Source organism: Klebsiella sp. H-Nf2 (assembly GCF_002806645.1).
GTDB classification, from domain to species: Bacteria; Pseudomonadota; Gammaproteobacteria; order Enterobacterales; family Enterobacteriaceae; genus Klebsiella; species Klebsiella variicola.
On sequence record NZ_PIBL01000013.1, the window covers coordinates 79,014 to 104,810 of the forward strand.

Annotated in this window: 21 protein-coding genes and 1 pseudogene; 12 read left to right on the forward strand and 10 right to left on the reverse strand. The window is 57.9% G+C overall.

Annotation, left to right across the window (positions count from 1 at the left end; all coding sequences use genetic code 11):
* The first annotated feature begins 19 nt into the window (after positions 1 to 19).
* Genes CWM58_RS23510 through CWM58_RS23530 form a run of 5 tightly spaced genes read left to right on the forward strand, consistent with a single transcriptional unit; the run spans position 20 to position 5,565 of the window.
* Complete coding sequence (locus tag CWM58_RS23510; protein ID WP_162678155.1) at positions 20 to 577, forward strand: fimbrial protein; 558 nt, start codon at positions 20 to 22, stop codon at positions 575 to 577.
* A gap of 60 nt (positions 578 to 637) precedes the next feature.
* Entirely contained in the window at positions 638 to 1,327 is a 690-nt protein-coding gene (locus CWM58_RS23515) for a fimbrial assembly chaperone (protein WP_100681913.1), read from the forward strand.
* Positions 1,281 to 3,860: a fimbria/pilus outer membrane usher protein gene (locus tag CWM58_RS23520; protein ID WP_100681914.1), complete on the forward strand. Its 2,580-nt coding sequence runs from the start codon at positions 1,281 to 1,283 to the stop codon at positions 3,858 to 3,860. The genes CWM58_RS23515 and CWM58_RS23520 overlap by 47 nt, the downstream gene beginning before the upstream one ends.
* Before the next feature lie 36 nt (positions 3,861 to 3,896).
* Positions 3,897 to 4,448 (forward strand): fimbrial protein, encoded by a 552-nt coding sequence (locus CWM58_RS23525; protein WP_100681948.1) that lies wholly within the window; start codon positions 3,897 to 3,899, stop codon positions 4,446 to 4,448.
* 19 nt (positions 4,449 to 4,467) lie between these two features.
* A complete protein-coding gene (locus CWM58_RS23530; RefSeq protein ID WP_100681915.1) occupies positions 4,468 to 5,565 on the forward strand; it encodes a type 1 fimbrial protein in 1,098 nt (365 codons plus the stop codon).
* A gap of 51 nt (positions 5,566 to 5,616) precedes the next feature.
* Here the strand turns inward: CWM58_RS23530 and actP are convergent, their stop codons facing one another.
* The 3 genes from actP to acs all read right to left on the reverse strand — a co-directional run bounded on the left by actP (position 5,617) and on the right by acs (position 9,722).
* Positions 5,617 to 7,272, reverse strand: coding sequence for a cation/acetate symporter ActP (gene actP, locus CWM58_RS23535; RefSeq protein ID WP_100681916.1), 1,656 nt, complete (start codon positions 7,270 to 7,272; stop codon positions 5,617 to 5,619).
* The gene (locus CWM58_RS23540; RefSeq protein ID WP_061156094.1) at positions 7,269 to 7,580 is read right to left on the reverse strand and encodes a DUF485 domain-containing protein; all 312 of its coding nucleotides are present in this window, start codon (positions 7,578 to 7,580) and stop codon (positions 7,269 to 7,271) included. Before CWM58_RS23540 ends, actP begins: the two co-directional genes overlap by 4 nt.
* A 183-nt stretch (positions 7,581 to 7,763) precedes the next feature.
* Complete coding sequence (gene acs, locus CWM58_RS23550; protein ID WP_061156092.1) at positions 7,764 to 9,722, reverse strand: acetate--CoA ligase; 1,959 nt, start codon at positions 9,720 to 9,722, stop codon at positions 7,764 to 7,766.
* A gap of 103 nt (positions 9,723 to 9,825) precedes the next feature.
* Here acs and CWM58_RS23555 point away from each other — a divergent pair.
* Together CWM58_RS23555 and gltP are read left to right on the forward strand one after the other, a co-directional pair.
* A pseudogene (locus tag CWM58_RS23555) lies at positions 9,826 to 10,026 on the forward strand (hypothetical protein).
* A gap of 111 nt (positions 10,027 to 10,137) precedes the next feature.
* Positions 10,138 to 11,451 (forward strand): glutamate/aspartate:proton symporter GltP, encoded by a 1,314-nt coding sequence (gltP, locus tag CWM58_RS23560; protein ID WP_061156091.1) that lies wholly within the window; start codon positions 10,138 to 10,140, stop codon positions 11,449 to 11,451.
* A 34-nt stretch (positions 11,452 to 11,485) separates the two neighbouring features.
* Here the strand turns inward: gltP and CWM58_RS23565 are convergent, their stop codons facing one another.
* Together CWM58_RS23565 and fdhF are read right to left on the reverse strand one after the other, a co-directional pair.
* A complete protein-coding gene (locus tag CWM58_RS23565) occupies positions 11,486 to 12,172 on the reverse strand; it encodes a tetratricopeptide repeat protein (RefSeq protein ID WP_100681917.1) in 687 nt (228 codons plus the stop codon).
* A gap of 353 nt (positions 12,173 to 12,525) precedes the next feature.
* On the reverse strand, positions 12,526 to 14,673 hold the full coding sequence (gene fdhF / locus CWM58_RS23570) for a formate dehydrogenase subunit alpha (RefSeq protein WP_077625462.1): 2,148 nt from the start codon (positions 14,671 to 14,673) through the stop codon (positions 12,526 to 12,528).
* 272 nt (positions 14,674 to 14,945) lie between these two features.
* Here fdhF and CWM58_RS23575 point away from each other — a divergent pair, with 272 nt between their 5' ends.
* The 3 genes from CWM58_RS23575 to CWM58_RS23585 all read left to right on the forward strand — a co-directional run bounded on the left by CWM58_RS23575 (position 14,946) and on the right by CWM58_RS23585 (position 17,440).
* On the forward strand, positions 14,946 to 15,674 hold the full coding sequence (locus CWM58_RS23575; protein ID WP_100681918.1) for a response regulator transcription factor: 729 nt from the start codon (positions 14,946 to 14,948) through the stop codon (positions 15,672 to 15,674).
* An 84-nt stretch (positions 15,675 to 15,758) separates the two neighbouring features.
* Entirely contained in the window at positions 15,759 to 16,517 is a 759-nt protein-coding gene (locus tag CWM58_RS23580; protein WP_100681919.1) for a type IV toxin-antitoxin system AbiEi family antitoxin, read from the forward strand.
* A gap of 5 nt (positions 16,518 to 16,522) precedes the next feature.
* The gene (locus CWM58_RS23585) at positions 16,523 to 17,440 is read left to right on the forward strand and encodes a nucleotidyl transferase AbiEii/AbiGii toxin family protein (RefSeq protein ID WP_100681920.1); all 918 of its coding nucleotides are present in this window, start codon (positions 16,523 to 16,525) and stop codon (positions 17,438 to 17,440) included.
* A gap of 124 nt (positions 17,441 to 17,564) precedes the next feature.
* Here CWM58_RS23585 and CWM58_RS23590 read toward each other — a convergent pair whose 3' ends face one another.
* The 4 genes from CWM58_RS23590 to CWM58_RS23605 form a co-directional block, all read right to left on the reverse strand.
* Positions 17,565 to 18,572 (reverse strand): carbohydrate kinase family protein, encoded by a 1,008-nt coding sequence (locus CWM58_RS23590; RefSeq protein ID WP_100681921.1) that lies wholly within the window; start codon positions 18,570 to 18,572, stop codon positions 17,565 to 17,567.
* Between the two features lie 74 nt (positions 18,573 to 18,646).
* Positions 18,647 to 19,588, reverse strand: a complete 942-nt coding sequence (locus CWM58_RS23595; RefSeq protein WP_012543155.1) for an ABC transporter substrate-binding protein — start codon at positions 19,586 to 19,588, stop codon at positions 18,647 to 18,649.
* Between the two features lie 30 nt (positions 19,589 to 19,618).
* The gene (locus CWM58_RS23600) at positions 19,619 to 20,617 is read right to left on the reverse strand and encodes an ABC transporter permease subunit (protein WP_004206363.1); all 999 of its coding nucleotides are present in this window, start codon (positions 20,615 to 20,617) and stop codon (positions 19,619 to 19,621) included.
* Positions 20,614 to 22,134: a sugar ABC transporter ATP-binding protein gene (locus tag CWM58_RS23605; RefSeq protein WP_100681922.1), complete on the reverse strand. Its 1,521-nt coding sequence runs from the start codon at positions 22,132 to 22,134 to the stop codon at positions 20,614 to 20,616. The genes CWM58_RS23600 and CWM58_RS23605 overlap by 4 nt, the downstream gene beginning before the upstream one ends.
* A 179-nt stretch (positions 22,135 to 22,313) precedes the next feature.
* Between CWM58_RS23605 and CWM58_RS23610 the strand changes: the two genes are divergently transcribed.
* On the forward strand, positions 22,314 to 24,599 hold the full coding sequence (locus tag CWM58_RS23610; protein WP_061156084.1) for an ATP-binding protein: 2,286 nt from the start codon (positions 22,314 to 22,316) through the stop codon (positions 24,597 to 24,599).
* A 70-nt stretch (positions 24,600 to 24,669) separates the two neighbouring features.
* The gene (yjdP, locus tag CWM58_RS23615; protein WP_100681923.1) at positions 24,670 to 25,008 is read left to right on the forward strand and encodes a DDRRRQL repeat protein YjdP; all 339 of its coding nucleotides are present in this window, start codon (positions 24,670 to 24,672) and stop codon (positions 25,006 to 25,008) included.
* A gap of 22 nt (positions 25,009 to 25,030) precedes the next feature.
* Here yjdP and phnP read toward each other — a convergent pair whose 3' ends face one another.
* Positions 25,031 to 25,789, reverse strand: coding sequence for a phosphonate metabolism protein PhnP (gene phnP / locus CWM58_RS23620; protein WP_061156082.1), 759 nt, complete (start codon positions 25,787 to 25,789; stop codon positions 25,031 to 25,033).
* Positions 25,790 to 25,797 lie beyond the last annotated feature (8 nt).

Consider the following 25,797-nt stretch of genomic DNA (forward strand, 5'->3'; position numbering starts at 1 on the left):
GGACTGATTGTCTTTTATAATGGATATGGGAATAAATATGAAGATGAGTAAAAAATTTCTGGCGGGTGCCCTGATTTTCTCTGCCTGCAGCGCGCTGTCTACTGTTGCCCAGGCTGATAACACCATTATCTTTAAAGGTATTGTTTCAGATACCACCTGTACGGCGACCATTGATGGCGGTGTGACTACCATTGATATGGGCACCACCTCAGTGGCGGATCTGAAAGCGTATGAATTCGGTGCAGCCAAGAACTTCTCCTTTAGCTTAGCCGATTGCCCGACCACGGAAGACGGTGGCAACAGCATCGCCCGCGTCACTTTTGGTGGCGTTTCGGATACCGCGAATAGCGATTACTTTAAAAACCAGGCGACAGTTGACGCGGCAACGGGGGTCGCTGTGGCGCTTTATGACGAAGCTGGCAGCCTGATGAAGAATAACGAAGAAGGTTCGGATGTCGATATTTCTTCCGGCGCCGCAACCATTCCGTTCACCGTTAAAATGGTAAAAGCGGGTGCTGCCGACCCGACGAAAGGTACCGTTCAGACAACTGTAACTTATAACGTGACCTATTATTAATTCGGCGTTTTGTTGAATGGAGAAAGGGGAATCGTCTGTTATTCCCCTTTAATTAAACGTATGAGATATCTTTTTTTTGTGGTCGGTTTTTTGCTGTCATCCTCTATTGCGCAAGCCAGCGTGGTCGTGGGCGGCACGCGTCTGGTGTTTGATGGTGCGAAAAACAACGCCGTCATTACGGTTGAGAATAAAGATCAGAGCAGCAATATCGTACAGTCCTGGCTCTCGGTGGTGGATGCCGCTTCGCCAGCCAAAGACGCGTTTATTATTACGCCGCCGCTGTTCCGTCTCAAAGCCGGAGAGAAAGGATTCGTGCGCGTTGTCCGCTCAGGAAAAAAACTACCCGACGATCGCGAGTCGATGTTTTGGCTCAATATCAAAGGGATCCCGGCAACGGAATATGTCCCGGATAAAAATGTGGTGCAGTTTGCCATCAACTCGAAAATAAAATTGATTTATCGACCTGCCGCGTTAAAAGGCAATACACCGGAATCGTATGCCGAAAAATTACAGTGGGCAAAAGAGGGGGCATCGGTGACGGTAAAAAACAACTCACCGCTGTATATGAATTTTTCCCAGGTTAGCCTTAACGGAAAAAATATTTCTGGCGCATGGTTTGCTGCCCCCTTTTCTACCTTAAAAATACCCGTGCAGAGTACCCTGTCCGCGACAGGGAAAAAAGAGATCACATGGAGCGTGATTAATGATTATGGTATGTCAGGGAAGAAATATACCGCTATCATTCAGTAGCGTTGAGCTACTGTTTTCAACCAAAAGTATCTGCGTCGCTATTGTTTTGTGCCTGAGTACCTTATCTTCTCGCGCTGAGGCCGGTGAATATTTCAACCCGAATTTACTCGAAGTCGCCGAGGATCCTGTGGCTTCGGTTGATCTGTCCTATTTTTCGCATGATGGCGTACCGCCGGGTACCTATCACCTGGATGTTTACATCAATGATAAGTACGTCAGTTCAGAATCACTGACCTTTCAGGAAGTTGGCCATGATGCAGGCGCGACCGCTTCTCCCTGTCTTTCCACGGAATATCTGAATTCGTGGTTGATTAATACCACCGCCTATCCGCAGCTATTTGAAGCAGGGGAAACCTGCGCCCGGCTGTCGGCGATCCCCGGGATGACGTTCTCGGTGACTCTTGCCCAGCAGCGAATCGATTTTACCGTCCCGCAGGCCGCGATGCTGAATCGCCCAAGAGACTATATACCGGAGAGCCAGTGGCAGCAGGGGATCAACGCCGGTCTTCTCAACTATAGTGTCACCGGGCAGCGCAATGCGCCGCGGCATAATGGCGCGACCGTAGACAGCCAGTTTGTTAGCCTGCAGCCTGGGGTGAATCTGGGGCCATGGCGTCTGCGCAACTACAGTACCTATAGCCACAGCGACAACAACAGCCGCTGGGAGTCGGTTTACTCGTACCTTGCCCGCGATATTCATACCCTGCGCAGCCAGATGGTGGTGGGCAGCACTTATACGTCGTCCGGTATTTTCGACAGCCTGAGCTTTACCGGTCTGCAGCTCAGTTCGGACAAAGAGATGCTGCCGGATAGTCTGCATGGCTTTGCACCAACGATTCGAGGGATCGCGCGTACCACCGCAGAGGTTTCGGTTTATCAGAATGGTTACAGCATTTATAAAACCACCGTCGCCCCCGGCGCGTTTGAGATTAACGATCTGTATGCCACCGGCAGCGCCGGCGATCTGTACGTCACCGTTAAAGAGTCTGACGGCAGCGAGCAAAACTTTGTGGTGCCTTTTGCCTCGCTGGCGGTCCTGCAGCGCGAGGGCCAGCTGGACTATGCGCTGAGCAGCGGCAGGACGCGCTCAGGCAGCTCCGACGATAAAGAATACAACTTTATTCAGTCTTCCCTGGCCTATGGCGCCACCAGTAACTTCACCCTCTATACCGGCTTCCAGCAGGCGGAAGATAAATACACCAACCTGCTGTTAGGCGCCGGCTTTAACCTTGGCACCATCGGCGCGCTGTCATTCGATGGCTCTCAGTCGTGGGCCGACGTGAAAACCAGCGATACGGCCTCGTCAACCAGCAAAGAACAGGGGCAATCGTATCGCGTCCGCTTCAGTAAAAGCTTTCTGCAGACGGGCACCAACTTTTCCGTGGCCGGCTATCGCTATTCCACCTCGGGATACTATTCGTTTCAGGATTTTGTCGATAACGCCTCCACGCAGCGCGACTGCTGTACGCAGAGCGGCAGGACAAAAGGCCGGTTTGACGCTTCGCTGTCGCAGACGCTGTTCGGCTATGGCTCGCTCTCCCTCTCACTGGTCAATGAAACCTACTGGGACAGCTCGCGCATGGAGTCGGTGGGCGTGGGCTATAGCGGGTCGATCGGCAAGGCTTCCTACTTTATTAACTATTCCTATAACCGCAATGTGCAAAGTACCGATGACAGCGGCAATAACCGGCCGGCCAGCGATACTATCGTCTCCCTGACGCTAAGCATCCCACTTGGCGAGACGCTCTCGGCGAATTACAGCATGAACCATGGTCGGCATAACGACACCACGCACAACGTGGGGCTCAACGGCTCGGCGTTCGAGGATCGCTCTCTCAACTGGAGCCTCCAGGAGGGTTACAACACCCAGGATAAGAGCACCTCCGGCAACCTCAGCGTCAATTATCAGGGAGCAAAAGGCGATGTCGCCGGCGGCTATGGCTACGACCACTACAGCAATCACTACAATTATTCGCTGCGTGGCGGCATGGTCGCCCATGCGGGCGGACTCACGCTGTCACGCTTTCTGGGCGAGAGTTCTGCGCTGGTTGAAACGCCCGGCGTCAGCGATGTGCGGGTTCAGGGCCAGACCAACGTGACAACGGATGGCGCCGGGTATGCCGTCGTACCGTATGTTCGCCCTTACCATCGCAACAGCCTGGCGCTGGATGAACAGCAGGTGGCTGGCGCCGAGGTGGATAACGTCGCCAGAACGGTGGTCCCAACGCGCAACGCGATCGTCAAAGTGCAGTATGACACCCGAATCGGCTACAAGGCGATGCTCACCCTGCGTACCCGCAGCGGTGTGGTGCCTTTCGGCGCGTTGGTGACCCTTGATAATGATCGCGCCAGCGCGGCGCGCAGCAATATTGTCGGCGATGAGGGGCAGGTGTATCTCACAGGGCTGCAGAAAAAAGGCCAGCTGTTAGCGCGCTGGGGGGAGAAAAGCAGTGAGCAGTGTACCGTTCATTATGATTTCTCCAGCACCACATTGAGCGACGATATTCTGTTTTATCAGGCCGAATGCCGGTAATGGACGCACGTTTTCAACATGGAAGAAGAGGTTGATATGAATATGCGAAACAGCAGCACAGTGGGCATCCTGGTGGCCAGCCTTTTGCTGCTCTCCCTTCCGGCGCTGGCTTATGATGGCAGCAGCACGATCAATTTTAACGTCACGGGCACCATCGAGGCGCCTTCCTGCGAGGTGGTGGTGGAACCGTCGAACAGTATCGATTTAGGCACTGTCTCCTTGCAGACGTTCTCCGGGCATGCCGGGGCGAGCGGAGCCAACGTACCGGTTAAGCTGGTCTTTTCCAGCTGTTCCGCCGATGCGTCGGCGGTGACCATCGCATTTAGCGGTACCAGCTTCGATAGCACCCACGCCTCGGTGTATAAAAATCTCCAGACAGGCAGCAACGGAGCCAGCGGCGTTGGTTTACAGCTGATGGGCATGGCCAACCAGCAGCCCCTCGGGCCTGGCGACCAGTATCTTTATACCTTTGGTGGCCGTGCCGACGTCCATACCTTCAATATGGTAGCACGCATGTTTTCGCCCTATGGCCAGGTGAGCCCCGGTATCGTCGGCTTCACTGCCACGTTTGATGTGGCTTACAAATAACGTTTCGACAGGGATAGGTATGAAAAAACTGATCTTCTTGTTCATGCTGGTACTGTGTCCCCTCTATAGCTGGGCGACCTGCGGCGGAATCAACTTTGGCGATGTCTCGATGACCAACCTGCCGGAAAAGATCCTGGTCAACGCCGGGAGCTACACCGCGGGCACCGTGTTGTATGACTCGGGAAAAATCACCCGCGCGCAAACGGAGATTACTAACTGTCAGGGCAGTGTCTACGCGGTGTTTGCCTGGTCCTCGAACAATGCCGGGGCGCTGATAGGGGATAATATTTATGCCACCTCGGTGCAGGGGATCGGTCTTCGTGTCAAAGTGTGGCTCAATATTAGCGGTGAATATGATGGAGATACCGATGATTTCAGCCCTGACTCGCAGGTGCATTATATCGGGGATGTGAACTACTACCTCGGTAAGCCCACCGGTCTGTTTGATTATTATGCTTCCACTTATTACACCCCGGCATATCAGCTGCAGCTGGTGGCCACCGGCGGCGTTATCGCCAGCAATAGTCAATTATCATTTAGCGATCCGGTGGCCACGGTATCAGCAAAGGATAGTGGCGGGACGATCTCCATTTCGCGGCTGCACATCAGCGGCACGACCAGCATCCAGCTAATCCCGATGGGATGTATCGTCAGCAGCAATAATCTCAGTTTTGCCATGGGCACCATCAACGCCAGCGAATTCAACACCGCGACGAAGGTGGGGTCAGCACGGCAGACCCTGACTCTCGCCTGCGAGCAGGGGACCAACGTTTCGATGCGGGTGGCGGCGGCACAAGCGAGTGGGGATAACCCAAACAACACCGTGATGGCCTTAACGGCAGAGGCGAATGCGGCTACCGGAGTTGGGGTTCAGTTGAATATGAATGACGAAGCACTGCCGTTGAATACCGATATCAGCCTCTATACCTCGAGCCGTACCACGGTGACCAACAGCGGCGCGGATGCCAGCTACAGCTATTTCACCAACCCCGACAGCCCCGGCGGCGCAGCAGCCATGCAGACGCTTGTCTTTTCCACTAACTATTACAAGACGGGAAGCACGGTGACCGCTGGCTCGGCAAATGCCACCGGGGTGATCACCTTAACCTATAATTGAGGCCAACCGAAGAGCCCTTCCCCCGGCCATACCGGAGGAAGGGGGAGACGATCAATGCGCCTGACCTTTCTCAATACCAATCCCGGTCTGCGAACGGATAAACTGCGCGCGGAACTGCTCGCGCTCGCGCATCCCTTCCGGTGAGTTATCGGTCGCGGAGAAGACCCAAATGCCGATGAAGGCGATGGCAATGGAGAACAGCGCCGGATATTCATACGGGAACAGCGCTTTCTCATGACCGAGGATCTGCACCCAAATGGTCGGGCCGAGGATCATCAAAATCACAGCGGTCAGCAGGCCCAGCCAGCCGCCGATCATCGCGCCGCGGGTGGTCAGCTTCGACCAGTACATCGACAGCAGAATAATCGGGAAGTTACAGCTGGCGGCGATGGAGAAAGCCAGACCAACCATAAAGGCGATGTTCTGATTTTCGAACAAAATACCCAGCAGAATGGCCACTACCCCGAGGATCAGCACGGTGATCTTCGATACCTTCAGCTCCTGGCGCTCGGTCGCTCCTTTGCGGATGACGTTGGCGTACAGGTCGTGCGACACCGCTGAGGCGCCGGCGAGGGTCAGGCCAGCCACCACCGCCAGAATAGTGGCGAAAGCGACGGCGGAGATAAAGCCGAGGAAAAGATTACCGCCTACGGCATCCGCCAGATGCACCGCCGCCATGTTATTGCCGCCGATAAGCTGTCCGGCTGCGTCTTTGAACGCCGGGTTCGCGCCCACCAGCATGATGGCGCCGAAGCCGATGATAAAGGTCAGAATATAGAAATAGCCCATAAAACCGGTGGCGTAGAAGACGCTTTTACGCGCTTCTTTGGCGTCGCTCACGGTGAAGAAGCGCATCAGAATATGCGGCAAGCCAGCGGTGCCGAACATCAGACCCAGACCCAGAGAGAGCGCCGATATCGGATCTTTCACCAGCCCGCCGGGACTCATAATCGCCGCCCCTTTCGGGTGGACGGCCATCGCCTCGGTAAACAGGTTATTGAAGCTGAAGCCGACGTGCTTCATCACCATAAAGGCCATAAAGCTGGCGCCACACAGCAGCAGAACCGCTTTAATAATCTGCACCCAGGTGGTCGCCAGCATGCCGCCGAACAGGACATACAGCACCATCAGGACGCCAACCAGCACCACGGCGACATGGTAATTAAGGCCGAACAGCAGCTGGATTAACTTGCCGGCGCCCACCATCTGGGCAATCAGATACAGGGCCACCACCACCAGCGAACCGCAGGCGGAGAGAGTGCGAATCGGACCCTGCTTCAGGCGGTACGAGGCGACGTCGGCAAAGGTATAGCGGCCAAGGTTGCGCAGACGTTCGGCGATCAGAAACAGGATAATCGGCCAGCCGACGAGAAAGCCCAGCGAGTAGATCAGTCCGTCGTAGCCGGAGGTATACACCAGCGCGGAGATACCGAGGAAAGAAGCCGCTGACATAAAGTCACCGGCAATCGCCAGCCCGTTCTGGAAGCCGGTGATATTGCCGCCAGCGGTGTAGTAATCGCTGCGCGAACGTACCCGTTTTGACGCCCAGTAAGTGATGTATAAGGTGAGGGCGACGAAAATCAGGAACATGATAATCGCTTGCCAGTTGGTCGGCTGGCGCTGTACCGCGCCGGTAATGGCGTCTGCGGCGTGAGCGCCAAGGGGCAGCAGCGTGGCGGCGAGCGCCGTCAGGACTCTCTTGCTCATGCTTTTACCTCGTTCAGAACGCTTTTGGTCAAACGGTCGAATTCACCGTTGGCCCGCCAGACATAAATACCGGTCAGGACAAACGAAATGACGATCACGCCAATGCCCAGCGGGATCCCACGGGTAACGCTGGTCCCGGCGTGCAGAGGAGTACCGAGCCAGCCGGGCGCGAAGGCGATAAGCAAAATAAAGCCCACATAGATCACTAACATAATCAGTGACAGAATGGCGGCAAACCGTTGCCGTGATGCAACTAACTCCCTGAAATGCGCACTATTTTCTATCCGCTGACAAAGTTGTTCATTCATCTTAGCGTCTCCAGAGGTCTCCCTTTCGTCATCCACTCAGCGGACGCTGGCGACAGCAACCCCTCCGGCGATGGAGCCGGGATACGGTTTACTGACGGCGTTCCTGCGAGTGAAATCCTGGGGGAGGGACTTATTTTTATCCTCTCCCCGGCGGGGGAGAGGGTGTAGGGAATCGGTCCTTGCTTACGATGGCATCGTCATGGCCTGCTTCTCTTCGAGCAGTTTTTCCACGACGCCAGGATCGGCGAGAGTCGAGGTATCGCCGAGGTTGCTGGTGTCGCCCGCGGCAATCTTACGTAGAATGCGACGCATGATTTTGCCCGAGCGGGTTTTCGGTAGCGAATCGGTCCAGTGCAGCACATCCGGCGTCGCCAGCGGGCCGATCTCTTTGCGCACCCAGTTACGCACTTCCGCATACAGCTCCGGGGTAGGCTCTTCGCCGTGATTGAGCGTCACGTAGGCGTAGATGGCCTGGCCTTTGATGTTGTGCGGGATCCCCACCACCGCCGCTTCGGCGATTTTCGGGTGCGACACCAGCGCCGATTCGATCTCGGCGGTACCCAGACGGTGGCCTGAGACGTTCAGGACGTCATCCACGCGGCCGGTGATCCAGTAGTAACCATCTTCATCACGGCGTGCGCCATCGCCGCTAAAGTACATATTTTTGAAGGTGGAGAAGTAGGTTTGCTCAAAGCGCTCATGGTCGCCGAACAGGGTACGCGCCTGGCCAGGCCAGGAGTCGGCGATGGCAAGGTTGCCCTCGGTCGCGCCATCCAGCGGCAGGCCTTCGTTATCCACCAACACTGGCTGGACACCGAAGAACGGACGGGTAGCGGAGCCGGCCTTCAGTTCGATCGCGCCCGGCAGCGGAGTGATCATAAAGCCGCCGGTTTCGGTCTGCCACCAGGTGTCCATCACCGGGCACTTTTCGTTGCCGATCTTCTTCCAGTACCACTCCCAGGCTTCCGGGTTAATCGGTTCGCCGACCGAGCCGAGAATGCGCAGTGAGGAACGGTCTGTGCCTTCGATCGCCTTGTCGCCTTCCGCCATCAGGGCGCGGATAGCCGTCGGGGCGGTATAGAGAATGCTGACCTTGTGCTTATCGACGACCTGGCACATACGTGCCGGGGTTGGCCAGTTCGGCACCCCTTCGAACATCAGAGTGGTGGCACCGCAGGCCAGCGGACCATACAGCAGATAGCTGTGGCCGGTGACCCAGCCCACATCGGCGGTGCACCAGTAAATATCGCCAGGATGGTAGTCGAAAACGTATTTGAAGGTGGTGGCCGCGTAGACCAGGTAGCCGCCGGTGGTGTGCAGCACCCCTTTCGGTTTACCGGTGGAGCCAGAGGTATAGAGGATGAACAGCGGATCTTCGGCGTTCATCTCGACGGGCCGGTGTTCGGCGCTGGCGTTCGCCATCAGGTCGCTCCACCACAGATCGCGGCCTTCCTGCCAGTCGATGTTGCCGCCGGTACGTTTCAGGACCACGACGTGCTCAATGCTTTTGACGTTCGGGTTTTTCAGCGCGTCATCGACGTTTTTCTTCAGCGGGATGGCGCGACCAGCACGCAGCCCTTCGTCAGCGGTGATCACCAGGCGCGAGCTGGAGTCGATAATGCGTCCGGCCACCGCCTCCGGCGAGAAGCCGCCGAAAATCACTGAGTGGATAGCGCCGATGCGGGCGCAGGCCAGCATCGCCACCGCGGCTTCCGGCACCATCGGCATATAAATGGCGACCACGTCGCCTTTTTTAATCCCAAGGTCGAGCAGCGCATTGGCGAAGCGGCACACGTCCGCATGCAGTTCACGGTAGGTGATGTGCTTGCTCTGGCTGGCGTCGTCGCCTTCCCAGATGATGGCGGTTTGATCGCCGCGCTCGGCGAGATGACGGTCGAGGCAGTTGGCGGCGAGGTTCAGGGTGCCATCTTCATACCATTTGATGGAAATGTTACCCGGCGCGAAAGAGGTGTTCTTCACGCGGGTATACGGGCGCATCCAGTCAAGGATTTTGCCCTGCTCGCCCCAAAATGTATCAGGGTCGGTTATGGATTGTTGGTACTGCGCCTTGTACTGATCCGGGTTAATCAGGCAACGTTCCGCGATATTAGCGGGAATAGGGTGTTTGTGTATTTGGCTCATGGCTTTTTTTCTCCTTTTTTGAACTTGTTAAATATATGTCAAACAAACGTTAAGAGTAGGGGTTTTGACAGCTTTGTTTGTTAATTGGGGGGCAGATCACGCAATGATTCAACTGAATGAAATTTCATCAAATGAAACTTTGAAGTGAAATAGTTACGTAAATGAATTTATAGAAACGGAAGGTGTGAAATATTTTTTATTACAAATACTTATGCATTGTAACTGGGGAAAATTCGTGACTTTATGCAGAAAACCAGAAGAAAGCCCTATTCTTAAAGGCTTGCGCAGCATGCCGTGCAAATGATACTGATATTGCGCGTTAAATAACCCCACAAAGCAACGCAACACAATTCATACCCCCTGCAGTGGGTACCATGACGAAAAGGAATGGTGCCTTTCATTGAGGAAGTCAGTAGTGAAGAAAACGAAAAAAGTCAGTCTGGCCTGGCAAATCTTGCTAGCCCTGGTGCTGGGTATCCTTCTGGGCAGTTATCTGCATTACCACGCCGAAAGTCGCGATTGGTTGATTAGCAATTTGCTGACGCCGGCGGGCGATATCTTTATCCATCTGATTAAAATGATCGTGGTCCCGATTGTCATTTCGACCCTGGTGGTCGGGATTGCCGGCGTGGGCGATGCCAAGCAGTTAGGCCGGATCGGCGCCAAAACCATTATCTATTTCGAAGTGATCACCACGGTGGCGATTGTGCTGGGTATCACCCTGGCCAACGTTTTCCAGCCGGGAACGGGCATTGATATGTCGCAGCTGGCGGCGGTCGATATTTCGAAATACCAAAGCACCACTGCCGAGGTGCAGAGCCATGCGCATGGCCTGATGGGTACTATCCTGTCGCTGGTGCCGACCAACATCGTGGCGTCGATGGCGAAAGGCGATATGCTGCCGATTATCTTCTTCTCGGTGCTGTTTGGTCTGGGGCTCTCCTCGCTGCCGGCGACCCACCGTGAGCCGCTGGTGACGGTCTTCCGCTCCATCTCCGAGACCATGTTTAAAGTCACCCATATGGTAATGCGCTATGCGCCGATCGGGGTATTCGCCCTGATTTCGGTGACTGTCGCCACCTTTGGTTTCGCCTCGCTGTGGCCGCTGGCCAAGCTGGTGCTGCTGGTTTACTTCGCGATCCTGTTCTTCGCGCTGGTGGTGCTGGGGATTGTCGCGCGTCTGTGTGGCCTGAGTATCTGGATCCTGATCCGCATCCTGAAAGATGAGCTGATTCTGGCCTACTCCACCGCCAGCTCCGAAAGCGTGCTGCCGCGCATTATCGAGAAGATGGAAGCCTATGGCGCGCCGGCGTCGATCACCAGCTTTGTGGTGCCGACCGGTTACTCCTTCAACCTCGATGGTTCAACGCTGTATCAGAGCATCGCGGCGATCTTTATCGCCCAGCTGTACGGTATCGACCTCTCTATCTGGCAGGAGATCACCCTGGTGCTGACCTTAATGGTGACCTCGAAAGGGATCGCTGGCGTGCCGGGCGTCTCCTTCGTGGTGCTGCTGGCAACCCTGGGTAGCGTGGGGATCCCGCTGGAAGGCCTCGCCTTTATCGCCGGTGTCGACCGTATTCTCGACATGGCACGTACCGCGCTGAACGTGGTGGGCAATGCGCTGGCGGTGCTGGTTATCGCCAAATGGGAGCATAAGTTCGACCGCAAAAAAGCGCTGGCGTATGAACGCGAAGTGCTGGGCAAGTTTGATAAAACCGCCCGATAAAACACAAAGCCCGGCGCGAGCGCCGGGCTTTTTCTTAGCCTTTACTGATCCGGTCAAACTCTTCGCAGCCGGTATCAAACCCCTCCAGGCAGCTGACGTTGAGCCAGTGCAGCGCCTTCTGTTTATTCGGTTCGATAAAACCTTTCTCTCCCAGCTGGAACATCATGCCGGCCCAGTATTCGGCATAGCCGGTCCGTGAGAGCGCCGAGCTACCTTTAAAGTATTCGCTCGCTTTCACATCATCCTCCGGGCCATCCACGCCGCTGGCGTAGATCAACCCCAGCAGCATCTGGGCGTCCACCGCTGCATCGCTTTCGCTATCCTTAGCGGCATCCTGCAGGAGCTTGATGGCGTGCGGCACGTCGGTGGGGCCGGCCTGACTGTTGACCAGCACCCGCGCCAGAACGATCTCCCCGGATTTACTGCCCGCCTCGACGGCTTTTTCCGCCAGCTGGCGGGCCTGCGGATAGTCCGCCTGTTGGGAGTTGCGAATTTTGAGCTGCGCCAACAATGCCAGCGCGTCGCCATCGCCCTGTGCCGCGGCTTTCTGCGCCCAGTATTCGGCTTTCTGATAATCGCCGGAGCTGACCCAAGTATCGGCAAGGTAATATTGCGCGCGTCGATCGCCGGCTTCCGCCTGCTGTTGATACTGGCTGCCGGGTTCGGTGGCGACCGCTGCGCCGCTGGTGAAAACCAGTAAAAATAAAAAGAGGTATTTCATTTGTATTTATTATCAGCAAGGAACATAGCGCGCAGTATAAAGGGAGGCGAAAAAGAAGAAAATGGCGGGAATTAGCGGGGTGAATACCCGGAGAAGGCGCAACGCGCCGCCTCCGGAGAAAATCCCCGGTGGCGCTACCGCTTACCGGGGCTACAGCGTTGTGCGATTTGGTAGCCCGGAGAAGGCGCAATGCGCCGCCTCCGGGGAAAATCCCCGGTAGCGTTACCGCTTACCGGGGCTACAGCGTTGTGCGATTTGGTAGCCCGGAGAAGGCGCAATGCGCCGCCTCCGAGGAAAATCCCCGGTAGCGCTATCGCTTACCGGGGCTACTCAATGGTACAAAGGTTCGAACCTTAACCCATCGCGCTTTCGCGCAGGCGGGCTTTCAGCTTGTTGTACTCATCGATCACGTACTGTTCCGCCGCGCGCTGATCGGCAATCCGCTCAACGTTGACCGCGCAGTACTTGTACTCCGGCGTTTTGGTTATCGGGCTCAGGTTCTCCGACACCAGCTCGTTACAGGCACCGATCCACCACTGGTAGGTCATGTACACCGCGCCTTTATTCGGCCGATCACTGACCTGCGCGCGGGTGATGATCCGACCCTTACGCGAATTCACCCACACCAGCGCTTCATCTTCGATGCCTAACCGTTCGGCGTCGGCGGTGTTGATTTGCGCATAGCCAGGTTCATCCGCCAGCGCCGCCAGCGCCGCGCAGTTGCCGGTCATCGAACGGCATGAGTAGTGGCCGACTTCGCGCACTGTCGACAGCACCATTGGGTACTCGTCGGTGAGCTTATCGATCGGCGCGACCCAGTCGCAGGTGAAGAACTGCGCCAACCCGTTCGGGGTATCGAACTTCTCTTTAAACAGATACGACGTCCCCTGGTCGGCGTCGGACTCATCGCGGCATGGCCACATGACATAGCCAAGCTCACCCATTTTCTCATAGGTGGCGCCGTAGAAGTCCGGGCACAGATGCCGCAACTCGTCCCAGATTTCCTGGGTGTTGTTGTAGTGCATCTTGTAACCCATCCGGGTGGCGATTTCGCTGATGATCTGCCAGTCGGTTTTCAGGTCCCACTTCGGCTCCACCGCTTTAAAGAAGCGCTGGAAGCCGCGGTCCGCTGCGGTATACACGCCTTCGTGCTCGCCCCACGAGGTGGACGGCAGGATGACGTCGGCCGCGGAGGCGGTTTTGGTCATGAAAATGTCCTGGACGATAACCAGTTCCAGATCGTCGAACGCTTTGCGGACCGCCGAGAGTTCGGCATCGGTCTGCAACGGATCCTCACCCATGATGTACGCCGCCCGCACTTCGCCGTGCGCCGCGCGATGCGGCAGCTCGCTGATGCGATAGCCGGTATGTTCCGGCAGGCTGTCGACGCCCCAGGCTTTGGCGAACTTCTCGCGGTTCTCCGGGAACTTGACGTACTGATAGCCCGGATAGGTATCCGGCAGCGCGCCCATATCGCAGGCCCCCTGGACGTTGTTCTGGCCGCGTACCGGGTTGACGCCGACGCTCGGCTTGCCGAGGTTGCCGGTGAGGATCGCCAGGCTGGTCAGCGACCGGACCGTCTCCACGCCCTGATAGAACTGGGTGACACCCATGCCCCACAGGATAGCGGCGGATTTGGCGCTGGCGTACATCCGGGCGCAGGCGCGGATCTCCTGGGCGCTAACCCCGGTGATCGCTTCCACCGACTCCGGCGTATAACCTTCAACGATTTTGCGATACTCCTCGAAGCCCTCGGAACGACTGGCGACGAAGGATTTATCGTACAGATCCTCTTCAATAATGACGTGGCCAATGGCGTTGAGCAGCGCGATATTCGAGCCGTTCTTCAGCGCAATGTGCATGTCGGCGATGCGCGCGGTTTCAATTTTGCGCGGGTCGCAGACGATGATTTTCGCCCCGTTGCGTTTGGCGTTAATGACGTGATTCGCCACGATAGGGTGGGAATCCGCCGGGTTGTAACCGAAGATAAACACCAGATCGGTGTTATCAATCTCCGTGATGGCATTACTCATGGCGCCGTTACCGACCGACTGGTGCAGACCTGCAACCGAAGGGCCGTGTCAGACGCGAGCGCAGCAGTCGACGTTATTGGTACCAATAACGGCGCGCGCGAATTTTTGCATCACATAGTTGGTTTCATTACCGGTGCCGCGGGAGGAGCCGGTGGTTTGGATCGCATCCGGGCCATATTTGGCTTTAATGGCGCTGAGGCGAGTGGCGACGTAATCCAGCGCCTCATCCCAGGAGACAGCTTCCAGCTTGCCGCCGCGTTGACGACGGATCATGGGGGTTTTCAGGCGCGGCGTCAGGATCTGGGTATCGTTAATAAAGTCCCAGCCATAATAGCCCTTCAGGCACAGGGTTCCCTGGTTGGTTTTCCCCTGCGCCGCTTCAGCCCGAACGATTTTGCCGTTATCGACCACCAGGTTGATTTTGCAACCTGATGCGCAATACGGGCAAACCGTGACGACTTTTTTCATCGGTCTTGCTCCAGTTATTCAATGGGCGCGTTTGCGCTATCGCGCCGTCACTATGCATCTTCTATGCCATATTTTCATTGTGGATATTCCTTGATGATACGCGGCTTTTTTGGGCGAAATGCTGACGAAAAACAGCCTGTCGACAGATTTGACGTGTCGATACGCTGGAGATGTGACGGCGCTTGAAAAAATGCCACCGGGAGAGGAATTTGTCGGCGCAGGCTTGCAGAATCGATCAGACTGACACTAATTCCCCGCGGGCAGAGGCAAAGATGAAACCAGTCATTTTGGTGGTGGATGACGACATAGCGATGGGCGAACTGCTCAGCGATGTGCTTGGCGCGCACGCGTTTGAAGTATTGGTCTGCCAGACCGGCGGCGACGCGCTGGCGATGGTGGCGCAGCGGGCAGACATCGCGCTGGTTTTGCTGGATATGATCCTGCCGGATACCCATGGTTTGCAGGTGCTCCAGCAGCTGCAGCGTACGCGGCCTGAGCTGCCGGTGGTGATGCTGTCTGGTCTGGGCAGTGAGTCTGATGTGGTGTTGGGCCTGGAGATGGGCGCCGATGATTACATCGCCAAACCTTTCAGCTCGCGGGTGGTGGTCGCCCGGGTGAAAGCGGTACTGCGACGCAGCGGGGCGCTGGCCGGCGAGACGTCGGGCGTCGGCAGCGGCCTGACGTTTAACGGCTGGCGGCTGGATACCACGCGCTGCGAACTGTATAACCCGCAGCAGCAGGCCGTTCCTCTGACTCAGGGAGAATATGGCTTGCTGCTGGCGCTGGCGCAGAACGCGCGCCGGGTATTGAATCGCGAACAGCTGCTGGCGCTGACTCATAATGAAAGCACTGAGGTGTTCGACCGGACCATCGACGTGCTGATCATGCGCCTGCGCCGCAAAATCGAGTTAAACCCGCATCAGCCGACGTTGATTAAAACCCTGCGCGGTCTGGGCTATGTCTTTTCCGCCGACGTGACCCACAGCGAGAAGGCGGCGTAGGGCGGGGGGCTGCCAACCCGCTCTTGACTTTATTTGGCGCAGCGAGTTTACTTTTTTTATTAAAGTGACACCCTGGGTTAATCTATGCCATCAAAATTAAACTGGCTGCTGCAAAACAGTGCTCCCGGAGATGTGATCCTTCAGTCCTGGTTAAGCCGGCATGCCATCTCGCCCTCTCTGGCCTTTAAATACACGCAAAGTGGCTGGTTAAAAAAACGAGGCAACGGCGTATACGCGCGTGCGGGACGTGAGCCGGAGTGGAACGATGCATTAGCATGTTTGCAAAACCAGCTAGCCGCTCCGGTGTATGTCGCGGGGCTCAGTAGCTTAGTCTGGCAGGGTCGTTCACACTATCTACAGCTCAAACAAAACCAGTGCTGGCTGAGTATGGAAAATAAAGCGCTGCTGCCAAAATGGTTCAGGGAATTCCCGGGTGTGGAGTGGATAGTCATATCGGGGCAAAAACTACCGGTGCTGGATGATAAATACCGCGTAATGCTTGATGTAAAAGGGAAAAGACTCACCGGCAGTGCGCCGGAACTGGCTGCTTACGAGTTGTTGAGCGCGGTACCGGGGACCCTCTCATTTAACCACGCGGCAGCGCTTTTCCAGGGACTGGTTAATCTTAATCCTCGTAAAGTAGAGTATCTGCTTTCTGTCAGCCAGTCCGTGCAGACCAAGCGTTTGTATCTCTTTTTCGCCAGTTTTTACGAGCATGGTTGGCTCAGACGAATCGATAGCCAAAAAATCGATCTGGGAGCGGGTAAGCGGCAAATCGTGGTAAATGGCAAGTTCAATGCTCAATACCAAATCACTGTGCCTGAACGCTTTCAAAAGGAATAAAAAATATGGATATACAGGCGCCCTATTATCGGCAGGTTGCTCTGTTAATGCAGGTTTTACCCTATGTTGCCGTCGAACGGGAATTTGCTCTGAAAGGTGGCACGGCAATCAATCTCTTTATCCGTGATTTCCCACGATTATCGGTGGATATCGACCTCGCCTGGGTGCCCCTGGAAAGCAGAACGATCGCTTTACCTCATATAAGGGATGCGCTTGCACGTATTGCCGCCAATCTGCAACAACAGGCAGGTATGAACGCTGTATTACAAGCTAATCGTTCCGATGAGATGCGTGTCGTTGTTACTACCGATAGCGCACAAATAAAGATAGAGGTCTCACCGGTCGCACGGGGAACATTATATCCACCACAGGAGCGAGAAGTGGTGGGGGCGGTAGAGGACGTTTTTGGCTATGCCAGCCTTCCGGTGGTTTCGTTGCCCGATCTCTACGGTGGAAAATTATGCGCGGCGCTGGATCGCCAGCATCCCAGAGATTTTTATGATGTGAAATTACTTCTTGATGCGCAGGAGCTTAACCGTCCCATTTTCAATGGGTTTATCGCGTATTTACTTAGCCATAATCGGCCTCTGGCTGAAGTGCTTAGTCCTCGCTGGAAAGATATTGCTGAACCCTTTTACCGTGAATTCAGCGGGATGACATTTGAGACGATAGCCCTGAAGGAACTGACAGCAGTCCCTTACAGGATGATTGATGCGTTAAAATCCTGTTTCACGCAACAGGATGTCGATTTTTTGCTGTCATTTAAACGAGGCGAACCAGACTGGCGTTTAGCGCCGGAAACGCGTATTCAGGATTTGCCTGCCGTGCAGTGGAAATTGCGCAATATTCATCAGATGCCAGCGATAAAACGCGCTGAGTCATTAGATAAACTGGAAAAGGTGTTGGCCGAGTGGCGCAGTTAGTCATCTGGCCCGCCCTTGTTGAACTCAGCGTAAAACAGGCGTGATTTGAATAAACCGTATCCCTTTTCTCGCCATGATACGTCGTTCTCCTGTGGCATCGCCCTGATAGCGGGATCTGCCCAGTCTAACCATTCTGCAACTGAATAAACGCCTGCAGCTCAGGGAGCGTTTTGGCGCCGTCGATCGCATTGGCGGCCTGCAGGCTGGCGCGGGCGCAGGCGTGGGCCAGCTGCAGACTGTCGGTTAACGGCCAGCGTTCGTGACTGCCATACAGCAGGCCGGCGCAGAAGGCATCCCCCGCGCCGACGCTGCCGATAATCTCCTCCGGCGGCAGCCGCCATGACGGTACCCAGCGCCCGGCTTCCGTACGGGATACACCCCATGCCCCCTCCGGACAATGGATCACCACCCGCTGGCGCACGCCGGCGTCAAGTAATGCGCTGGCGGCGCGGGCGATATTGGCGACGTGCGGCTCGCCGTTGGGCAGGCGGATTTCCAGCCCGCTAAACTCGCTGGCCTCCAGCTCATTGATGGTCAGGTAGTCGAGATGCGCCAGCGCCGGCAGGACCCGCGGGCGGTAGTGCGGATCGCCTTTGCGCGACACCAGGTCGAGGGACACTTCATAGCCTCGATCGCGCATCTGCGCCAGCAGTCGCGCACTGTGGGTGCCGAACGCCTCGTCGGGCCGATCAAGGCTTTCGAGCAGCAGCAGATAGCCGAGATGGAAAATCTTCAGCGGCGTATCCAGCGGCTCAAAGGCCGGGAGGTCAAGCAGTCGGTTGGCGCCGGGAGAGTGAAAGAAGGTGCGCTGGCCGTCGGCGTCGGTCATCACCTGGGTCATCGAGGTGGGGGCGGAGCTGGTGCGCTGCACGAGCTGGCGATTGATATGGTACTGATCGAGCATGGCGGTAATGTAGTCGCCGTCGTTATCCTCGCCAATCAGGCCAACCGCCTGCAGCGGCAGTCCGGCATGCATTTTAGCCAGGGTCAGCAGGACATTCAGCGGGGCGCCGCCGGTGGCGCGTTCGCTATGGACAATTTCCACCAGCCAGCCGCGCTCCGGCCACTGCCTGATCTGATGGACATGATCGACCAGCATGTTGCCTGCGGCAATAATCCCTTTACGTTCCATGATCGCTACTCCGCGCCGTCATACTCGTTAAGCGTAGCGCACAATCGGCGGAACGATTGTGCGCCGGGTTGCGCTTATTTCACGGTCCAGCCTTTGTAAGAGCTGACGTTGTTTTTGTCGATCATCGTCACCGGGATTAGCACAGGCGCGGTCGGCGCCGGTTTGCCCTGCAGGATGTCGTAGCCAATCTCCACCGCCTTCGCCGCCATCACCTGCGGATCCTGCGCCGGCGTCGCGACGAACAGGGAGTTCTTACGCTTCAGCGCCTCTTCGCCGTCCGGGCTGCCGTCGACGCCCACGATGAAGAATTCGCTACGCTGCGCCTGTTTCGCCGCCAGATCGGCGCCAATCGCCGTCGGATCGTTGATCGCGAACACGCCGTCAATCTTCGGATTGGCCGCCAGCAGGGAGGTCATCACCTCCAGGCCGCCTTCCCGGCTGCCTTTAGCGTTCTGGTTGGAGGAGAGGATTTTTATATCTGGGTGTTTTTTGAACTCCGTTTCGCAGCCTTCGACGCGGTTTTGTACCGCAGATACCGGCGGCCCGTTGATGATCACCACGCTGCCTTTGTTGTTCAGGCGGTCGCTAATGTATTTACAGGCCAGCTCGCCCGCCTGGGTGTTATCGGAGGTAATGGTGGCGTCGGCGCCTTCGGCGGCGACGTCAACCGCCACCACCACGATCCCGGCCTCTTTGGCCCGCTTCACCGCCGGGCCAATGCCCTTCGAATCGGCGGCGTTGAGGATGATCATATCGACTTTGGCGGCGATAAAGTTATCGATCTGCGCCACCTGCTGGCCCAAATCGTAGCCGCTGGAGACCAGCGTCACTTTGACATTATCTCCCGCCAGCTTGCGGGCCTCCAGCTCCGCCCCTTTGGTGATCTGCACAAAGAACGGGTTGGCAAGGTCGCCCACTGTCACGCCAATCGCTTTCAGTTCTTTGGCCGACGCAAAGGGGGAGGCGGCCAGCAGCGCGCCAGCACACAGCGCGGTCACTATCGGTTTTAAACGCATTCGCTTTTCCTCGCAGGTAAGATGGTGTTGTTATGCACTTTGATGGTGTCGGGTACGGTATTTGTCGATCAGCACCGCAATGATGATCACCGCCCCTTTGATCACCAGTTGCCAGAAGTAGGAGACCCCCATCAGGGTCATGCCGTTATTGAGGGTGGCGATAATCAGCGCCCCCACCAGCGTACCGGTGATGGTGCCGATACCACCGACGAAGCTGGTGCCGCCGAGAATGACCGCGGCGATGGCATCCAGTTCGTAGCCGACGCCGAGGTTGCCGTTGGCGCTGTATAACCGCGAGGCGCTCATCACCCCGCCAAGACCGGAGAGCAGGCCGCTCATGCCGTAGACAAACAGCAGCACCAGCCAGACTTTGATGCCGGTCAGCCGCGCCGCCTGCATGTTGCCGCCCACCGCGTAGATATGCACCCCAAGGGTAGTGCGGCGCAGGATAAACCAGCACACCGCGATAACCGCCAGGGCGATGACCACCAGCCACGGCACCGGGCCGAGATAGTCATTGCCGATCCACTCAAAGCTGATATCGGAGTTGATCACCGTGGTGCCGTCAGCCAGCAGATAGGCGGCGCCGCGCAGCGCCGTGTAGGTGCCGAGGGTGACGATAAACGGCGGTAGCCCGGCGAAGGCGACCAGCGCGCCGTTGAACAGCCCAAGCAGCAGGCCGAGCATCAGCGCCGCCGGAATCGACAGCAACGCCAGCTCCGGGATCAGCGACACTACCATTGCCGCCACCGCGGTGGTGCCGAGAATGGAGCCGACGGAGAGGTCAATGCCGCCGGTAAGAATGATGAAGGTCATTCCCGCCGCCAGCACAATGTTGATCGAGGCCTGGCGGGTTATATTCAGCAGATTGCTTTCCGTGAAGAAGTTGGGGGCGATAAAGCCGAACACGGCGACGATCAGGATGAGGATCGGCAGAATGCCGACGGTCTGCATCAGGTCGCCCATCAACATTTTTTTCGCCGAAGCGGATTTCGCGACCGGCGCGGAGGTCTCTTTCGGTATGCTCATAGTTGCCCTGCCTTAAGGTGAGAATCGTTCACGCCGGTGGCCAGCGTCATGATGCTTTCCTGGCTGATATCGCCGGCCTGCAGCTCGCCAGCGATAGTGCCCTCGCGCATCACATAGACCCGGTCGCTCATGCCCACCACTTCGGGCAGCTCGCTGGAGATCATCAGAATGGCGACGCCCTGGCGCGCCATGTCGTTCATGATGCGGTAAATCTCGCTTTTCGCGCCGACGTCGACGCCGCGGGTGGGTTCATCGAGGATCAGAATGCGTGGGCCAATCGCCACCCAGCGTGAAATCAATAATTTCTGCTGGTTGCCGCCGGACAGCCCGCCGGCGCGCACCTGGGCGTGCGGCACGCGGATGTTAAGCAACTGGATGGCGTCATCGGAGATGGTTTGCGCCTTCCGGCGGTTGAGCATCCCCCAGTTCGCATCGCGTTCCAGCGTCGCCATGGTGATGTTTTCCTGGGCTGCCAGTTCGAGAAATAACCCCTGTTCTTTGCGGTTTTCGGTCAGAAAGCCGATCCCGAGGTCGATGGCTTCGCGCGGCGAGTGGATCACCACCGGCTCGCCGTCGATCTCAATCACCCCACCGGTGGCTTTGCGCACGCCGAAAATCAGCTGCGCCAGTTCGGACCGTCCGGCGCCGACCAGTCCGGCGAGGCCGACGATTTCGCCAGCATGCACTACCAGGCTGCTGGGCTTAACCTTGCCGCCATCGGTCAGATCCTCGACCCGCAGGCGCGGCTGGCCGCGGGGAATATCGCGCGCTTTATTGAACAGATCGCTGAGCGGACGACCGACCATCATGCGCACCAGCTCCGCCGCGTTGAGCTTGTCGCGTACCAGGCTGCCGACATACTGCCCATCGCGCAGGACGCTGACGCGGTCGGAAAGCTCATATACTTCCGCCATGCGATGGCTGATATAGATAATCGCCATCCCCTCATCGCGCAGGCGCAGGATGAGCTCGAACAGGCGCTGGGTTTCCCGCGAGGAGAGGGCGGCGGTGGGTTCATCCATCACCAGAATGCGGCTTTGACGGTGGAGTGCGCGGGCGATCTCCACTTGCTGCTGTTCGGCGATGGTCAGGGTCATCACCCGGTCGCTGGCTTTGAACTGAGCGCCGAGGCGGTCGATCACCGCCTGCGCCTGGCTGAGCATCGCTTTACGCTGCACCAGACCACCGCGCGCCAGCTCGCTGCCGAGGAAAATGTTTTCCGCGACGGTGAGGTTCGGCGCCAACTGCATCTCCTGGTAGATCAGCGTGATCCCAGCGGCCAGCGCGTCCTTGGGGCCGCGGATGGTTTGCGGTTTACCGTCGATCAGGATCTCGCCGCTGGTGGCGGTATAGGCGCCGGCAAGGATCTTCATCAGCGTGCTTTTTCCGGCGCCGTTTTCTCCCATCAGGGCATGGATCTCCCCTGGCCAGACCGTCAGGTCTACGCCTTTCAGCGCGTAGAATTTGCCAAAGACTTTGGCAATATGGCGCATTTCCAGTACCGGGGTGGCGGTCATCGCGGCGCTCCTGTCTGTGAGAACAATAGCTGCAGTCCACCACCGGAAAATAAATGCAGAATGTCAGAATCCATTCATATTTGTCATAGTGATAAATAGTTAACCGCGATCACAGTTACGCGGCGTCATTTTCTGCACCGTCACGCTTATCTGCCGACCGATCCTTCACTGGAGTTGCTATGACCGCTCGCCGACACCCGTTTTTCACCAGCGCCCGTGGCCGCCTGCTCTCCTTTAATCTGCTGATGGGCGTGGTCACCCTGCTGGTCAGCGGCGTGGCGGTGTTTGGCTTTCACCACGCCAGCCAGCTGCAGGAGCAGGTGCAGCGCCAGACTCTCAACGACATGCGCGGCAGTATGGATCTGGCGCGGGACACGGCGAATGTCGCCACGGCGGCGGTGCGCCTGTCGCAGGTGGTGGGGGCGCTGGAGTACAAAAGCGAAGCGGAACGGCTGCTGGCGACGCAGCAGGCGCTGAAGCACTCGCTGGCCCAGCTGGCGGCGGCCCCGCTGGCGCAGCAGGAACAGGCGCGGGTGGCCAATATTATTCGCCGCAGCAACGCGCTGCAGCAGAGCGTGGCGGAGATGCTGGAGCGCGGCCAGCGCCGCCATCTGCAGCGCAATGCGCTGCTGAGTTCGCTTTACCAGAATCAGAGCAACCTGCGCCATCTCGCCGATCTTAACGATCGCGGCGGGGATAAGGCGATCGATCCGCGCCGCCTGGCCGAGATGGACCGGCTGATCGTGGCCGCGATCCATACCGTTACGCCGCGGTCGATCGTCCTGCAGCTCGACCAGCTGCGCGGAGACCTGCCTGCAGGCAGCGCCGATCCCGCGCTGGCGTTTTTTCTTCCCGACGTCACCGGGGAGCTGGCGAAGCTGGCCCCGCTGTCGGCCCAGCTGGAGGAGAGTGACCTGACGATCAGCTGGTACATGTACCACATCAAAGCGCTGGTCGCGTTGCTTAACGAGGATATCAATCAGTACGTGACCCGGGTGGCGGAAGCCTCAGAGCAGCGGGCGGCGCAGAGCCATCGGGAGCTGCGCTCCATCAGCATGTTTATTCTGCTTTCCGCGCTGCTGGCGCTGGCGATCACCGGCTGCGCCGGGTGGTATATCTACCGTAACCTCGGCTCGAACCTGACCGCCATCTCCCTGGCGATGTCACGGCTGGCTCAGGGAGAGCCGAACGTCTCGGTGCCGGCCCTGCAGCGGCGTGATGAGCTGGGCGAGCTGGCGCGGGCCTTTAACGTTTTCGCCCGCAATACGGCGTCGCTGGAACACACCACCCGGCTGCTGAAAGAGAAGACCACCCAGATGGAGATCGATCGGATTAAGCGCCAGGAGCTGGAAGAGGCGCTGCTGCACAGCCAGAAGATGAAGGCCGTCGGCCAGTTGACCGGGGGGCTGGCGCATGACTTTAACAACCTGCTGGCGGTGATCATCGGCAGCCTCGAGCTGGTGGAACCGGACGCACGCGATGCGCCGCGACTCTCCAGGGCGCTGAAGGCGGCGGAGCGTGGGGCGCTTCTGACCCAGCGGCTGCTGGCCTTTTCGCGCAAACAGGCGCTGCATCCCCAGGCGGTGGCGATGGCGCCGCTGCTGGAGAACCTCAGCGAGCTGATGCGTCACTCCCTGCCAGCGACCTTAAGCCTGGAAATTGAGGCGCAGTCGCCGGCGTGGCCGGCATGGATAGACGTTGGCCAGCTGGAAAACGCCCTGATCAATCTGGTGATGAACGCCCGCGACGCCATGGCCGGGCGCGACGGGGTTATCAAAATACGCACCTGGAATCAGCGGGTCACCCGCAGCAGCGGCCAGCGGCAGGATATGGTGGCGCTGGAGGTAATCGATCATGGCAGTGGGATGTCGCAGGCGGTGAAAGCCCGGGTGTTTGAACCGTTCTTCACCACTAAAGCCACCGGCAGCGGCAGCGGTCTGGGGCTGTCGATGGTGTATGGTTTTGTGCGCCAGTCGGGCGGTAGGGTGGCGCTGGAGAGCGCGCCGGGGCAGGGGACGACGGTGCGGCTGCAGCTGCCGCGGGCGATGACCGAGGTTGAGACGACGGTGGCGCCAGCGGAGGACGAGCCGCTGCCGGCGGGAGAACGGCTGGCGCTGGTGCTGGAAGATGAAGAGGATGTCCGCCAGACGCTGTGTGAACAGCTGCATCAGCTGGGCTGGCTGACGCTGGAGACGCCGAGTGGCGAAGAGGCGCTGCAGCTGCTGGAGGCGTCGCCAGATATTGCGCTGTTGATTAGCGATCTGATGCTGCCCGGCGCACTGAGCGGTGCCGACGTGATCCATACCGCCCGACGCCGCTTTCCGGCGCTGCCGGTGCTGCTGATTAGCGGCCAGGATTTGCGTCCGGCGCAGAACCCGGCCCTGCCGGAAGTGGAGTGGCTGCGTAAGCCGTTTACCCGCGCCCAGCTGGCGCAGGCGCTGAGCGCGGCGTACGCGAGGATTTGAGATTCCTCCGCTACTCGGGTGGCGTTCGCTTGATTAAGGTAGCGGCAGGACTCTGACGAGATTGGCCCCGATGAAACGTTACGCAACCGCACTGTTCTTTTGCACCCTGTCGCTGACCAGCCTGGCCGCTCGCGCCGATATTATCGACGACGCGATCGGCAATATTCAGCAAGCCATTAACGACGCCTATAACCCGGGCAGCAGCCGTTCCAGTGACGACGACGGGCGCTACGATGACGGTAGCTATCAGGGGAGCCGTCAGCAGAGCCGCGACAGCCAGCGTCAGTATGACGATCGACAACGGCAACTGGACGATCGCCGCCGCCAGCTTGACGAACGCCAGCGCCAGCTCGATCAGGATCGTCGCCAGTTAGAAAGCGACCAGCGTCGCCTGGATGATAGCTACTGATCGCCCTGCGGCAGACCCGCGCTTAATCCAGCACGATTTCCATCCCGTCATATCCCGCTTCGAAACCTGTCGGCAGCGGGTTATCCATCATCCAGACATCTAACTGGTGGCTGATATGGGTGAGGATCACTCGCGGACAGCCAATCACCTGATTAAGGTGGCGGACGGTGTTCAGATCGTTATGGTTACGCGGGGTCTGCGCGCGCGGCTCATGACTGCAATCGATGATCATCGCCTGCGGGCGGTTGTTGAGTAAAAACTTCAGCGTCTTGTCCGGCAGTCCGGCGGTATCCGAGAGCCAGGCCACCCGGCTGTGGGCCGACTCCAGCAGATAACCGAAGGTCAGCTTCGAGTGGTTGAGCGGCAGGGGCGTCACCCGCAGCCCCTGCAGGTCAAACACCACAAATGGCGTGACGGTATGGCTAAAATCGAGCAGGCCGGGGTGCTTGAGCAGATCGTCGCAGCCAGCGTCGTCCGGCGGGCCATAGACCGGGATCGGCGCGCCGACTCCCCAGCGCAGCGGAAACAGCCCCTGCACATGATCCAGATGATAGTGGGTCAGCAGCACCTGCTGAAAACTACCGGCGGGATGATGTTCCATCAGTTCCGGCCTCCCGGCATCCAGCAACGTCACGGCGCTGTTGAACGTCACCACTCCGCTACAGGGGCGGCGGCGGTGATTTTCCTCGCGGCGGGCGCGGCGGCAGGCCGCGCAGTCGCAACCGAAGACGGGTACCAGCTGGGCGCCGCCGGTGCCGGTTAAGCGGATTGTCAGGCTCATCGTGTCAC